The organism is Candidatus Vogelbacteria bacterium, from assembly GCA_021414225.1.
GTDB lineage: Bacteria > Patescibacteriota > Minisyncoccia > Phycocordibacterales > XYD1-FULL-46-19 > JAIOOX01.
In genome coordinates, this window is record JAIOOX010000004.1 from 17,232 (window position 1) to 31,336 (window position 14,105).

The 14,105-nt window shown below is 40.5% G+C and carries 11 protein-coding genes and 3 tRNA genes; 6 read left to right on the top strand and 8 right to left on the bottom strand.

Annotation, left to right across the window (positions count from 1 at the left end):
- Positions 1–8: 8 nt before the first annotated feature.
- Positions 9–1,136 (bottom strand): type IV pilus assembly protein PilM, encoded by a 1,128-nt coding sequence (gene pilM, locus K8Q91_02945; GenBank protein ID MCE9628928.1) that lies wholly within the window; start codon positions 1,134–1,136, stop codon positions 9–11.
- 56 nt (positions 1,137–1,192) lie between these two features.
- On the opposite strand from pilM, the gene K8Q91_02950 reads away from it, so the two are divergent.
- On the top strand, positions 1,193–1,858 hold the full coding sequence (locus K8Q91_02950; protein MCE9628929.1) for a hypothetical protein: 666 nt from the start codon (positions 1,193–1,195) through the stop codon (positions 1,856–1,858).
- A gap of 7 nt (positions 1,859–1,865) precedes the next feature.
- On the opposite strand, the gene K8Q91_02955 is transcribed toward K8Q91_02950, so the two are convergent.
- Entirely contained in the window at positions 1,866–2,087 is a 222-nt protein-coding gene (locus K8Q91_02955) for an SWIB/MDM2 domain-containing protein (protein ID MCE9628930.1), read from the bottom strand.
- A gap of 153 nt (positions 2,088–2,240) precedes the next feature.
- Here K8Q91_02955 and K8Q91_02960 point away from each other — a divergent pair.
- The 3 genes from K8Q91_02960 to K8Q91_02970 all read left to right on the top strand — a co-directional run bounded on the left by K8Q91_02960 (position 2,241) and on the right by K8Q91_02970 (position 2,805).
- Positions 2,241–2,329, top strand: a tRNA-Ser gene (locus tag K8Q91_02960).
- Between the two features lie 184 nt (positions 2,330–2,513).
- Positions 2,514–2,603 (top strand) — tRNA-Ser (locus K8Q91_02965).
- Positions 2,604–2,637: 34 nt separating this feature from the next.
- Positions 2,638–2,805: a hypothetical protein gene (locus tag K8Q91_02970; protein ID MCE9628931.1), complete on the top strand. Its 168-nt coding sequence runs from the start codon at positions 2,638–2,640 to the stop codon at positions 2,803–2,805.
- Between the two features lie 124 nt (positions 2,806–2,929).
- On the opposite strand, the gene K8Q91_02975 is transcribed toward K8Q91_02970, so the two are convergent.
- The gene (locus K8Q91_02975; protein MCE9628932.1) at positions 2,930–3,451 is read right to left on the bottom strand and encodes a hypothetical protein; all 522 of its coding nucleotides are present in this window, start codon (positions 3,449–3,451) and stop codon (positions 2,930–2,932) included.
- A gap of 106 nt (positions 3,452–3,557) precedes the next feature.
- Here K8Q91_02975 and recG point away from each other — a divergent pair, with 106 nt between their 5' ends.
- On the top strand, positions 3,558–5,687 hold the full coding sequence (recG, locus tag K8Q91_02980; protein MCE9628933.1) for an ATP-dependent DNA helicase RecG: 2,130 nt from the start codon (positions 3,558–3,560) through the stop codon (positions 5,685–5,687).
- Between the two features lie 62 nt (positions 5,688–5,749).
- On the opposite strand, the gene K8Q91_02985 is transcribed toward recG, so the two are convergent.
- Entirely contained in the window at positions 5,750–7,879 is a 2,130-nt protein-coding gene (locus tag K8Q91_02985) for a hypothetical protein (protein MCE9628934.1), read from the bottom strand.
- 135 nt (positions 7,880–8,014) lie between these two features.
- On the opposite strand from K8Q91_02985, the gene K8Q91_02990 reads away from it, so the two are divergent.
- A complete protein-coding gene (locus K8Q91_02990) occupies positions 8,015–8,854 on the top strand; it encodes a hypothetical protein (GenBank protein MCE9628935.1) in 840 nt (279 codons plus the stop codon).
- A 38-nt stretch (positions 8,855–8,892) separates the two neighbouring features.
- Here K8Q91_02990 and K8Q91_02995 read toward each other — a convergent pair whose 3' ends face one another.
- The 4 genes from K8Q91_02995 to K8Q91_03010 all read right to left on the bottom strand — a co-directional run bounded on the left by K8Q91_02995 (position 8,893) and on the right by K8Q91_03010 (position 14,101).
- Positions 8,893–10,650: a right-handed parallel beta-helix repeat-containing protein gene (locus K8Q91_02995; GenBank protein MCE9628936.1), complete on the bottom strand. Its 1,758-nt coding sequence runs from the start codon at positions 10,648–10,650 to the stop codon at positions 8,893–8,895.
- A gap of 46 nt (positions 10,651–10,696) precedes the next feature.
- Positions 10,697–11,884 carry a thrombospondin type 3 repeat-containing protein gene (locus K8Q91_03000; protein MCE9628937.1) on the bottom strand — a complete coding sequence of 396 codons (1,188 nt, stop codon included), beginning with the start codon at positions 11,882–11,884 and terminating at the stop codon, positions 10,697–10,699.
- 8 nt (positions 11,885–11,892) lie between these two features.
- A complete protein-coding gene (locus K8Q91_03005) occupies positions 11,893–13,683 on the bottom strand; it encodes a DUF2339 domain-containing protein (GenBank protein ID MCE9628938.1) in 1,791 nt (596 codons plus the stop codon).
- 344 nt (positions 13,684–14,027) lie between these two features.
- Positions 14,028–14,101: transfer RNA gene (locus K8Q91_03010), tRNA-Ile, on the bottom strand.
- Between the last annotated feature and the right edge of the window lie 4 nt (positions 14,102–14,105).

The following is a 14,105-nucleotide window of genomic DNA, read 5'->3' on the forward strand; positions in this document are numbered from 1 at the left end:
TAAAAATTTTATGATTCTTGCAGAGCCCTCATCGCTACCCCGATAGCAACCGCAAAGCTCGGACCAACTTCGGATAGGACTGGTGATAAAAAAGCCGGCGCTTGCACTCGCTCGAAAGGATTACCAAAAACGATTGGAGCATACACATGCTGACTAGCAATCTCTTTGATCCCTTTTAATGAAGCACCGCCGCCAATTAAAATAACTTTATCAACACTGCGGTTATACTTCTTCTGATAGTTTACCATAACTCTAGTTACTTCTGAAAATATGTATTCCACAATTGGACTCAGAGTAGCCGTCAAAGACCCTCCGTCAACTTTTTCCACCAAACCGATTCGACGTTTTATCTCTTCGGCTTTAATAAAAGGAATATTTAATGACCGAGCGATAGCATGAGTAACATCTTGTGATCCTTTACTAATAGTATGAGACAACCGAACCACTCCGTAATCAATAATAACCACTTTCGTCGAAGCGGCCCCTAGGTCAACGATCACCGTCGCCCCTAAATCATTTTGTAAAGAACTTCGCATAGCACTAAAAGTTTCAATTTCTAAAAATTTAGTTTCCACTCCAACAGCGGTACTAATATCTTGAAATTGTTTGATCGTATCTTTGTGGACCGCTACCACCAAAACGTTCGTCATCGCGAGCGCTCCCCCTTTACGTTCTCGATCCACATCGTCTAAATTTTCTGTAGTTGATTTCGGAATCACCCACCAATCCAAAGCCACTTCGGAGATAGGTACTGGTACATACTTGCGAGCTTCGATAGGAATTATCTGGTCCAAATTATTATTGACTGACTCTGGTACTTCAATCGCCACCAATAAACTAGATTTAAGTGGAATAGATAAGCCACCAACTTTGGTGGTGATGGCTGATTCTCGAAATAAGTCTTTAATCAACTCAGCTGTTTTGGCTGGTGATAGATTTACCGCTTGACCAACTGAGGCACCACCATAAGGACCAGCTGATAGCTCACCATAGGTTTCCAAAATCATCTGACCTTTGTCTTTTCGCAACTGAACAACTTTAATCGAGGACGAACCAATATCAAGACCAACAACACTAGTGTCGCCTTTAGAAAATAAAGAACCTAAAGTAAATAGCTTCGATAGCGGATTATCCATTTAGAGATTTTTCAAAAATGTTATTATATAGCAGTATATCATAGCCTTATTACTATATGGAGAAGTTACTACAACTTATCCACACGATTATTGATTTAATTTTCCCTCACACGTGCGTTGGTTGTAAAAAAACCGGCCAATTGTTGTGTGACGCTTGTGAAAACTCTTTACTAATGACACCAATTTTTGTGTCAGAAAATATTACAGCTCTTTTTCCGTACCATCACGGAATAATTAAAAAATTATTGTGGCAACTGAAATATAAACAGTCTGCTGAAGTGGCTAATATCTTAGCACCATATTTAGCGGACATACTTTTAGAAAACAGTGCTGACAAATTAGCCCTAAATTTGAAAGCAGAACCAATTATTTTAATCCCCGCTCCCATGTCGAGATTGAGAAAGCGGGAACGTGGTTTTAACCAAGCCAGCAAACTAGCCCAAGCCTTAGCCAGACTTCATCCGAACATTTTTGTGGTTGACGAAACTATTGTGAAAAAAATTAAAGAAACGAAACCACAGGTAACCTGTCGAACTAGAACGGAACGATTAAATAACGTCAAAAACGCTTTTGAGGCCCATCTACCTAACGGAATGCACCACCATCACTTCATCATAATCGACGATGTCAGCACCACTGGTGCCACCCTTGATGAAATAATTAAGGCCTTACGAAAAACCGCCGCCGAGAATATCTCGGCGGCGGTTATCGCTCACGGTTAAAAATCGATTATGACAAGTGCTTAGAAACAAGCTTGGTCATCTCAAACATGTTGACCATTTTCTTGCCATCAAAAACTTTAGTTAAGTTTTCATCAGCATTAATATTTCGCTTGTTCTTTGGATCTTGCAGATCATGCTTCTTGATATAAACCCAAAGTGCTTTTACAACTTCAGATCGAGGCATTGGACCTTTGCCAACCACAGCGGCTAAGTCGTCACTAATGGTCATTGGCTTCATAAATGCAGAATTGGCATTTGGCATATTAATTGTGTCGATTACTAATATGAAAGGTACTATACAACAGTTTGAGAAAAAATGCGAGATAACCACCTTAATCCACCATGGCATATCAATAAAAGTTATGTTACGATGACGCCTATTGGAGGGGTGGCTGAGTGGCCGAAAGCGCCTCACTGCTAACGAGGTAGGGGCTTTAAAACCTCTCGCGGGTTCGAATCCCGCCCCCTCCGCAAAATAAAGAGCTCAAAGCAGGGCTTTGTAGCGACTATATTTTTGCGAGAGTGGGGCGGGATTCGAACGCCGGAGCGGGCGAAGCCCAAACTCAGCAGAGTTTGTTCGCGAGGCGATGCCTAGACCAAAATTTAGTGACGACCAAGTTTTGAGTCGAAGGAGAATCCTGCAAAAAAGAAGACTGGAGAGATGGATGAGTGGCTTAAATCAACGGTTTACTAAACCGTCGAACCTTAATTGGTTCCGTGGGTTCGAATCCCACTCTCTCCGCCAAAAAGAAATTCTATCTCATGATAGAATTAATCAGATGGAATCTCGCAATAAACTCATCTGGCTATTAATGATTATCGGCAGTGCTGTCGGTGGCTTTATCCCCTCCCTTTGGGGCTCGGACGTCTTCTCTATTTCTTCAGTTATTTTTACTGCCATCGGTGGTTTTGTTGGTATTTGGTTAGGCTTTAAATTGGGTAGTTAGGTATAGATTCCCTTATTACTGACCATTTTCTGCCAACCGGCGATCAACTTAAAATGCTCTGGAGACCGTGCTCATTATTTAGATTCAAGCCAAAAAAGCAGAACAAAACTTAAAAAAATTTACCTTACTCAGCCTCAACTTCAAGATAACCATCAGCACCAAGCCATAGTTTCTTTTGCTCGCCAGTGGGAGTAGACCATTCAATTTTTATAACATCATTAACACTTCGAATTGTTTTAATACTTAAGCTACTACCTACACCACCGGGAAAATCACTAAAACTAATTTCCATATCTGGTTGGTTAGACCGATGTTTAATCAATCTACCACCCTCAATATCTAAATCAAAATAATTCTGGTAAAGCCACTGCTTAGCATCTTCTCCAACTTCATAATTAGTGGTATTTTCAGATTCGATACTTTGAACTTCTGACACACCAATTTTTTTTGATAACTGCCTCAACACAGCTTCTCTAAGTTTTTCATCACCCTCAAGAGCCTCTAAAATATTCTTAACCCTAGCGTCAAAAAGTTTTTCATTCAAAGATTGAGGTGACTCCTCTGAACCCCTAAGCAGCTCTTCTTCAAATGATAGGGCTTCATCTACTGCTTCATTGGCACCAAAACCTTCAATTCCATTATTCATAGTGAGTCTATTATATTGGTTTAGTAACCAGTTTATAATAAATTACCTGCGATAAAAAAACAATTTACAAACGAGTATAAGGCATTTTTTATAGTACAATACAAACATGAATCCTCTAGAGCCTTTAATTAAACATTTCCGCCTTACTGGTGATCAACTAAAAGCCCTCGAAAAACTAAAGATTAAAACCCTGCAAGATTTACTACTTCACCTTCCCTCTCGCTATGCTAGACAAGGTGAAGCCAAACAAATTGCCGATTTAGTGGTAGGCGAAAACGCGATCATCTACGGCAAAGTGGTTAAAACCAAGATCAGTAAAGCCTGGAAAAAGAAAATTCCAATGTCAGAGGCAGTGATTGAAGACGGCTCGGGTAAAATCAAGGCGATCTGGTTCCACCAAGCCTACATGGTTAAGAAAGTACCCGAAGGGGCTTTGGCTCAATTTTCCGGCAAAGTCACCGAACGTAATGGTGAAAAATATTTAGCCAACCCTGATATTGGTGGTAACGAAGTAGTCCCCGGCAATTCATTATTTGCTTCAGATGAGGCCATGAATTTACAAGCAGTCTATCCCGAAACTCGCGGTCTGTCTTCGGGTTGGCTTTACTATCGTATCCAAACTTTACTCGGAAAGCATACTCATGAACAACTTCCTGACCCGATCCCAAGTGAAATGTTAAAAAGATACAATCTCCCTACCCTCTCCACCGCTTTGGTTTGGATCCACACCCCCAAAAATGGTCGTGATGCGGAAGCCGCTCGCAAACGATTTGCTTTTCAAGAAATCTTTTTTATTCAACTTGATCGGATTGATAAACGTAATCGCTATCAATCCAATCTGTCTTTCAAAGTTAAGACTAGCTCGGAAGATATAAAAACTTTTACCGACCGTTTTCCTTTTCCCCTAACAAACGCCCAAACTAAAGCCATTGCCAATATTACGAGCGACTTTACTAAAGACAAACCAATGACTCGCCTCCTCGAAGGTGATGTTGGTTCTGGTAAAACAGCCGTCGCTGCAGCCACCGCTTTTGCCGCAGTCAAAGCCGGATTTGAAGTAGCTTATATGGTACCAACCGAAATATTGGCTCGCCAACATTTCGAATCGTTCATTAAATATTTTGAACATATGCACGTGGCGGTAGGCTTGATGACTGGTAGTGAGTGCCGTAAATTTCCCTCCAAGATCTACAAGGAACAACACACTCACATTTCTCGACCACAACTCTTAAAATGGGTAGCTAACGGAGATATTCCGATTGTGATTGGGACTCACTCACTGATTCAAAAATCAGTGAAGTTCAAAAAATTATCCTACGTTATTATCGACGAACAACATCGCTTCGGCGTCATGCAACGGGGCAAACTTCTCAAACAAGGTGGTGGTCACAGTGAAGTGCCACACCTACTTTCGATGACCGCCACACCTATTCCCCGCACTTTGTCTCTGACTATTTATGGCGACTTAGATTTAACTCTACTTGATGAATTGCCGGCCGGCCGCAAACCAGTAATTACTAAAATCATTAAACCAGACGAGCGTGAAAAAGCTTATGAGACCGTTAGGCAAGAGTTAAAGGCCGGCCGACAATTATATGTAATTTGTCCGCGTATTGATGAACCAGACCCGGATAAAGAATTTGCCCTGCAAACAAAATCAGCCAAAGCAGAAAGTCTACGCCTAAAGAAAAATGTTTTTCCCGAATACGAAATCGGCTTAGTCCATAGTAAATTAAAACCTAAAGACAAAGAAAAAGTCATGGCTGATTTTACAGCTGGTAAAATTGATATCTTAGTCTCCACTTCCGTAGTCGAAGTTGGAGTTAATGTCCCTAACGCTACTAATATTATTATTGAGGGCTCAGAACGTTTTGGCTTAGCTCAACTCCACCAATTGCGCGGTCGTGTCTTGCGCAGCTCTCATCAAGCCTATTGTTATTTACTGACTGAAACCAAAAATGAAAAATCTCTAACACGCCTCGACAAACTCATCACCGCTAAAAATGGTTTTGAACTAGCTGAGGCTGATCTTATGCTTCGTGGTGGTGGCACTCTAGCTGGGAGTAAACAGTGGGGTTTGTCTGATCTAGCCATGGATGCTATTCGTAATCTCAAGCTCGTTGAAGCTGCTCGCACCGAAGCCGAAAAACTATTAACTCAAGATCCTGACCTAAAAAAATATCCCCTTCTCAAAGACCGTCTCGACACCAAACCAGTCGATATCCATTTTGAATAAAATTTAACAAAACAAAAACCGCTCTAGGGCGGTTTTTGTAAAAGTCATAACTATAACTACTCTTAACGAAAGATCAGCCCCTGTAATTGTTTCATAATGCTCTGCAAGCTCAATGATATCGCGGCCAACTGACTTTGTGTGGCAGACTTGTTCAATAAGGTATATCGAGTTTGAAAATTAACTGTTTGGGTATAATCAGGAGTAAAATCATCATCAATATCCCACTTAACCCCATTCAATGTAAGTCGATATTGGCCAGACGTCCCCAAAGGACCAAGAGGTACCTCAACCGTCAATGATAAAGTTTCTGTCTCACCTTCTTCAATCCTGTAGTTGCCAGCCGGTGTAAGATCGCCACCGGTTACATTAGTAATATTTCCACTAATTGATTTAGAAGTAGTGGCCACCCCGGCTTTATCTACCACATAAAGGTAACCAATGGAGTTAGCTAAAGATGATAAATAAACAGTGTCACCAATAGCTCTTACTTTGAATTTTATATTAAACTGACCCATATCGTCATTATTTGATGTGCCCGTGTAAACCTGGGTATCAGTACTTACCAGAGTGGTTTGTATACCCTTAGTTCTAAACTCCTGCACCTTACCAAGAACGTAGCCTATCTTTTGATTTAGCGCCATACCATAACCATCTTGATTAACAACATGGATCGAACTTACATTTGCTTCAGTTATATCAACCTTAAGGGTATCACCTTCATCAAAACCACCTGACTCAATATCGTTAATGTCTCCTCTGATAATAAAATCCACAGATTTTCCAGCCTTCACAGCTAATTCAGGATAACTAAAATAAAACGTAACCACCCCAGAAGTCCCTTGAATAGTCACATTTTCTGACGCTAATTCTTGCCCAGCAACAATAAGACTAACGCTCTTTACTACAGACGCAACACTAGCACCTCCAACTGTCGTGATAGTAAGTGGAATTTTGCCAATCCTTACGTCAGAATTACCAACAGCCTTAAATGTACCACCCAGAAGAGCTACACCCTCAGTATCATTATAGTCATCAACAATCACAATACTTTCTCCTACGGTAGTCGGTCCATCCGAAACTTGTAAATTCGAAGATAAAACAACTACAACTTTAAAAGTTGAACTTTTAGCCATAACAGCATCTGTACCAGCTTTACGAACTTTTACATAAGCCATTGAGTTTAGAGGAACATTGGTACCTACACGAACATTGGACACTGACCCCGTATTAGCGATGTTTTGATAAGCAAAGAAACAGGCATCAGAGAGCCCTGTTCTCAAGTAACAAACAGAAACGTCAACATTAGGAACACTGCCGGTTGTGGTCCATTGTACGGACTTGGAAGTAGCTTGAACCCAAGTAGAAGGAGTACTTGTGCCAACAAGAACATTGGAAATAGAAGCTCCTGAGATAACTGTCCTTTCTACTCTATTACTATTACCGTTGGTGTTATTTCTAATCTCAAGCAGATATTGACCTGTCAAAATATTATTTGGAACATTGGCCACAATGTTCGTTGCGGAAGAAGAAACAATAACTAACTCTATAGGACTACCTTCAGGAATTAAGTTGTAATAAGGAATAAGAAAAACTTTAGAGTTAGACAATCTTTCTCCAGAAACAGTCACAGGTGAACCCAAGGTTAAAGACATGGGACTAGTGGTTGATATATATGGTCCCTTTTCACCAACAATTGCAATAGTGTTTGTTTTTTGACTAAGAGAAACTGATGAATGTGTATCGTTTGTATTGGACGGATTAGTTACATAACCAAGATTATAAAAATGGGAGTAATAACTACCGGCAAACAATTTACTAGAATCCCATTTATAAATATACGTAAAAGTTTTTTCTGAGTTAGCTGGTATACTCCAAGCCTTCCCTCCATATAAACCAGGGGCATACACAGACGCTGTACTACTAGCCAATGAGCTAGACTGACCAGGAGTCTGTTTGTTGGTATTATGGACCAAAGAAATTCCTTGATATTCACTAACATAAATCGGCACTGCCCCAGTTTTAACTTTTACCGTGTGGGTACTAATTACCCATGGTTGATCAGGTTTACTGGCATTATATTCTGTTTTAATTGAAGAACTAACAGGAGTAACAACCACACCCGTCTGCGCCGACACAAACGCAGTTGGAATTAATACCAAACCAAGAAGCACTCCAAATAAATATTTTTTCATAAATTTAATAAAAACTAGTAATAATAACTCGGATAAAAACTGTCTTACATAATAACACGGGGTGGTAAAAAGGAACTAGTGTGCTCTCTGGCTTGGATATTAAGCGTTCTGTGCTATCATGCAAAAACTATTGGTATGAAAAAAACCTTACTTATCACTGGCTCGCTAATAATCCTAGTTTTTGCCGGCATCGGCCTCTTTTTGACCGCTGGTTTTGTGGCCGTCAACATGGGTTGGACCAACAGCCAAGGCATAGTCGACAATAGCCTAACCACACAGACCAACAATGACTCAGAGGGAAAAAACTCCCAATATCCAGCCGGTACCAAATTCATCTGGAATCAAAGTTCTGAATGGCAAACTTTGAAAGAGGCTATCGCCAAAGACGCTCTATTAATCAAACAAGTCAGCACCCTAACCGGTATTTCACCTCGTCTTTTGGTTACCCCTTTAGTAGTTGAACAACTACGCCTCTTCCACTCCGAACGAGAGGTTTACAAAGATTTGTTTTCGCCTCTCAAAATTCTAGGCACTCAAACTCAATTTTCTTGGGGAGTTCTCGGTTTTAAAGAAAAAACCGCCAAACAAGTTGAAGATTATTTGAAAGACAAAAATTCTCCTTACTATTTAGGACCTCGATACGAACATTTACTTGATTTTAGCACCAGCGACATTAATAGCGAGCGATTTGATCGACTTACCAATTACAAAGACCGCTACTGGGCTTATTTGTATGGTGCTCTATATTTAAAACAACTGACCACCGGCTGGCAAAAAAGTGGTTACGACATTTCAGGGCGACCAGAAATTATTACCACTTTATTTAATATCGGTTTTGAAAATTCTAAACCAAATGCTAATCCTCAAATCGGCGGATCTGAAATAGATATCGGTAACCAAAAAATATCTTTTGGCCGTCTCGCTTACGAGTTTTATTACTCAACGGAACTCACCGACCAATTCCCAATCAAATAAATTAATTCGCAGTCACACCCCCTATCAATTAACTTTAACTAGTTGGAAATATTTACTGGGCCGACAGTTGAAATACCATTTGGAGGTGGAACAGGATCAATAGTATTACCTGAAACATAAGCTGTAACAGTAGTATTAGTAGTGTTGACTGACCCAACTCCAATCCCCGCCGTCTGACTATTAGTGATGGTATTATTCTGCACGGTTACGCCACTGAAATTAAACAGAGATATCCCAATCATTTCATTACTGATTTGATTACCAATAATAACGTTGCCAGACTGACTCATATAGTCCGCCCCGGGACCAAAAATAGTCACCGCATAAGCATCTCCACCATCAAAACGAATTCCATTAGTACCATACTTAGTAGAGTAGCCAGTATTAATCGGAATTGAAGTATCAGCAACCGTGTCGTGTTGGTTACGGATGTTGTTATTACGAATAATATTATTTCCTCCGGAACGGAAAAAGTTCACTCCAGGACAATCATCAGTCTCCTGACAATTTTCGTAAATTAAATTATTTTCAATGAGGGCACCATTAGCCGGCAAGCCTCCACCGGTAATACCGGAATTGTCATTTTGGTAAATAGTATTGTTTTGGATTTTTACATTTGGCATAAACATCCCAATCCCATGAGAGCCATTACCAGACAGAGTGTTACTTTCTAACACCACATTACTTCCACAAGTATTACACTCCCCCCACATATGAATTCCACTACCTTTGTTACCATCAGCTGTACTATAAGTAGAACCACTCGTACCACTGACCGCCGAATTACGAACTATCACGTCATCAAGTAAGGCTGGGGCACTACTATAAATAAAAATACCCCCCACTCCTTTGTTCGCATCAAGAGTTAAATTTTCCAGAACAATATGTTTAGAGTTGGCCACTACCACTCCAGCGCTAGGTGCGTCTGGATTACTAGTATTAGCTTCGCGAATAGCCAGCGATCTGACAGTAATATAGGAACGATTAAGAATATACACACCAAAATCATTGGCATTATTTAGATCTAATAACGGCTTGGCGCCCGTACCATAGTAACTAAAAATCACCGGATTACCTGAGGCTCCGGAAGTATTAATAATTAATTTTTCATTCCAGATACCTCCTTTTTTAAATAAAATTCGATCACCAGGACCAAACGAGCTCATACTGGAATTTACTTTAGCGATAGTTTTCCAAGCATTAGCTGAAGACAAACCATCTTTCTGGTCATCACCAGACTCACTATCAACATAAAAAATGTCACCAGTCGCACCTGCTATGTCACCAAGACCAGGGTCACCAGCCCCTCCGCCGGTTCCCCCACCCCCAGTACCGCCACCACCTGTACCCTCTCCACCAGTACCGCCACCACCAGAATTATCAACCACTACTTTGCTGGTTGTTAAAGTATAAGAACAAGTTTGATTAAAATCAGAACCACAAGCTGTTCCCTGAAACACAAAAGCAGAACCGGGCCGAATAGGGATACTCCTAATATATTCAGGAGATAAAGCTGTGACAATCTCTTGCCAATTAGCATTATCAGCATCATCACTCCGAATAGTAATACCCGGCTTACCTGGGTAATATTCCCGATCGGCGAAATAAAGTTCCAGAGCTGTTTTTACTTGATGCACTTGTTGATCATTAGCACTATCAACACTTTTCTGCCGAGCACTCGACAACGAAGACAGCACCACACTCGCTAGTAGGGCGATAATCGCTATTACCACCAATAGCTCGATCAACGTAAAACCAGCTTTTTTAGAATTTAGAAAATTAGTTTCGGTAAACACTCCGTAATAATATCACAGGAAAAGTGACAGGGCATCCAAGCCACGACTACATTTGACCGTCGGCTGGGACTTTATTTCTAATCCCCGGCACAGCCACCAATATAAGCAATACCACCAAAACAGCTCCAGCGAAACCTATCCCCACCCAAGGTAAAAAAGGATATTTTTCAGTCAAGCGACTTTCTTCTTTGTCACAAACATCGCCTATCTTGTCACCGTCTCTATCTTGTTGATCAACGTTTGGTTCATTGGGGCAATTATCGACTGAGTTCAAAATACCATCCTTATCAAAATCTTCACAAACATCCCCCTGACCACTGTTATCAATGTCAGCTTGGTCTGGATTTATAACATTAGGACAATTATCATTGATATCTAATACACCATCTCTATCAGAATCAGCTGGACTATAAATAGGATTACCCATAATTGCTGACGGAGTAACTGCTAAAAAATTATTGACGGTCACCAGATTGTCAGCTGTTAATTCGGCTGTTTCTCTGTCTGGGTTAGAATACAACCTATAGTTATGTCCTGGTTGAGCCAAAAAACGGACATAGCCAGATGTCACACTACCAACATTATTCTGCTCCAGAGAAAATTCACTAATGCGAAGCAGTTGTTCATACTCTAAAGTCACCATCCACCGCCTAGCTGTTGTTTCTGGAAAATTAATACTATTAGATAAATAAGGTCTGCGAGCTACTACTATTTTACCACTCTCTCCACCTGAGCTACCACCAAAAAAAGTCAGAACCTCAATATGAGTTGGTTTGGTAACATATTGACCCAGATCAATATTTAATTGAGACGAAGTGATTGGTTTCGCTGTATCAATAGTAATTGTAGTTCGACCAGAAGTACCAGTTAACGGAAACTCTGTGTAAGTACTGACGTTATTATCAATCATTAAATTGGCGCTATTACTAGCATCCGAAGCCGAGATACTCTCCGGCACTTTTTGAGCCACATTCACCTTGTTAACAAATCTAGGCTTGGCGGTCTGTTCTTCTATATCCCAAATTTTAAAGTTGAAAAATTTGAAATTACTGGACGGGAAATCAACTTGAACCACAGTTGGCACTACAATATTGAGATTATTAATGTCCTGATAAGAACGATAATTAGGAGCAGTAAGGTCCAAAGGATTCGACAAGCCAAAAACCGGACTAGTCATACTAAAAAAAACCAACATAGCAGCCCCACTGAAAAATAAATTTTTAATATACATCATCTTCCTAATTATTTTTGAATAATTCCACTACTACTTGGCCGGCGACCAATGAAGGCGGTGCTAATGAGTAGTACACCAACAGCCAGGAAAACAACCACTCGACCAATAATATCCATTTGCCAAACATCAATCGTCAAAAGTCGGCCCACCACAAATATTAACAGGGCTCCCCCATAACTAGTAATTGTTAAATGACCTCGCAAGCGACCCAAAACATAAAAACTTAGACCAATTAAGGTGTAAATAATTAAAGCGATAGTGACGGCGGTATCGGCTGAAGCCGCCAAACTATGAAGACACAACCAGATAATGGCGTAGCCATAGATTGACCCCAACACAGCCAAGATGAGACCAACCTGGCTAGCACTGGTGGATTTTTCCAAACGTGATTTGTGCCATAAATAATAACCTAAAGCCATTAAGGTTACCGCCAAAATAGATAAGACGGCCAAATCACCATGCCAAATTCCATCCCTCCAACTAGAAGAAACTAAACTAGGCAGAGACAAGGCCGCTGGTCCAATTAACACAAAACTAGTCATCTCAGTGACCTCAATCTTTTTAACCCCGGCTGAAACACCCAAAATTAGCAATGCGCTTTCCAAAGTATAAGCAATAGTTAAAGCTGGACCAGATAACTCAGTCGCTGTCGCTGTCGCCAACATCACTACCCCTAGACCAACGTATACATAAAAAGGTTCTTGTCTGCCAGACAACTTTAAGGCCACAAAGGCTCCAACCACAAAAACCACCATCCAAGCCGAAATAGTCAGACTTTGTAAATTGGCCGGCACCGTCTGAATGATCCAAGCCAACAACAACAAACCGTTACCAATCGCTGTTATGACAGCTGGCGCCAAATTTGAATTCGGTCGACGAATAAATCCCACCACATTGGCTACAAAAAACAAGCCAGCAAAAACATAAGCAAAAAGAAGTAGCGCCCCCTTATCGGTGTCAGTAAAGTTAATATATGTTAAGTGAGGCAAACTATACAAAACAACCAACATTAAACCAGCTGTTGCTACAACATCAAATCCCGTTATTGCTACTACCCAAATAGTACCGATTATTATGATCAACAAATAAGCAAATAAGGCGTTGTAGTCAAAGTTCCCACCAACAGTAAACGGAATAACCCCAGCCAAAGCAAGACTAATCAAGGACAGAGGCAAGCGTCGATAAATAACACTCATCAGGGTGACAAAAAAGATACTTGCCAGCATCAATAATAGAGCGCTAGTTGGAGTGAACATTCCATACACCGCTCGGGCGGCATAGGTAGTTAAAATAACAATAGTTGAACCTAAGGTTAAAAAAACACCTCCCTGATAAACATAGTTTTTAATCCTCCAAGCACCTAATACTATAATTAAAGAGCCTACCAATAATCCTAGACTAACCTGACCAACGGGACCAATCCAATTATTAGCAAAGGCGTATGATATAAACCAACCAACCCCAATTAAAACCAACAAAGCACCCAACTTAAGAAGCCAATCTTCTCGAAGCCAAGTAATCAAACGTTCCTCCGGTGATAAAACATCACTAACTTCTACCGACTCACTTGAAACTCTAGTCTGCTCTTCCGGTAAAGGAATAAAACCATCAGAAGACTGTTGATTAGTCGACAAACCAGACAAGGATATAGGTGGAACAATTTGAGGAATTTGTTTTACTTCTACTCCTTGAGATAATTTATTTTCTAGCGCCTTAACCCTAGAACCTAATCTAATAATATAAATAATAATCGCTACACTAACCACAAAACCTAGAGGCTCCATAAAAAAAGATAGCATTGTAAATTAATATTATTATAGTTCCAAGCAAACAACAAGAAAATATCCTCTATTTTTGGGTACAAAAAAGAGCGTAGGAACCCTTTGTCGCCTCTCCCATTACGCATAACGAAAGAGATTTTCAGAGCTAGATTGTGGTATTCCAAGATTGGCTCCGCTTTACCCGGAGATAAAGTTTCAATGCCTCCCACATATCCTATGTTCTAGCCTCCTAACACATTAGGCCATCAGAAGGGAGTTGAACCCTATACATTTAAATCCAAACTTGGCATCCAAATGCACCGACCACACGGCAATGTTTCCTACGCCCAGATCCTAATTTCTTACATAAACTAAAAAAAATGTCCACCCGCTTGGACTCGAACCAAGGACCCTCGAGGTATAAGCTCGATGCTCTAACCAACTGAGCTACGGGTGGTTAT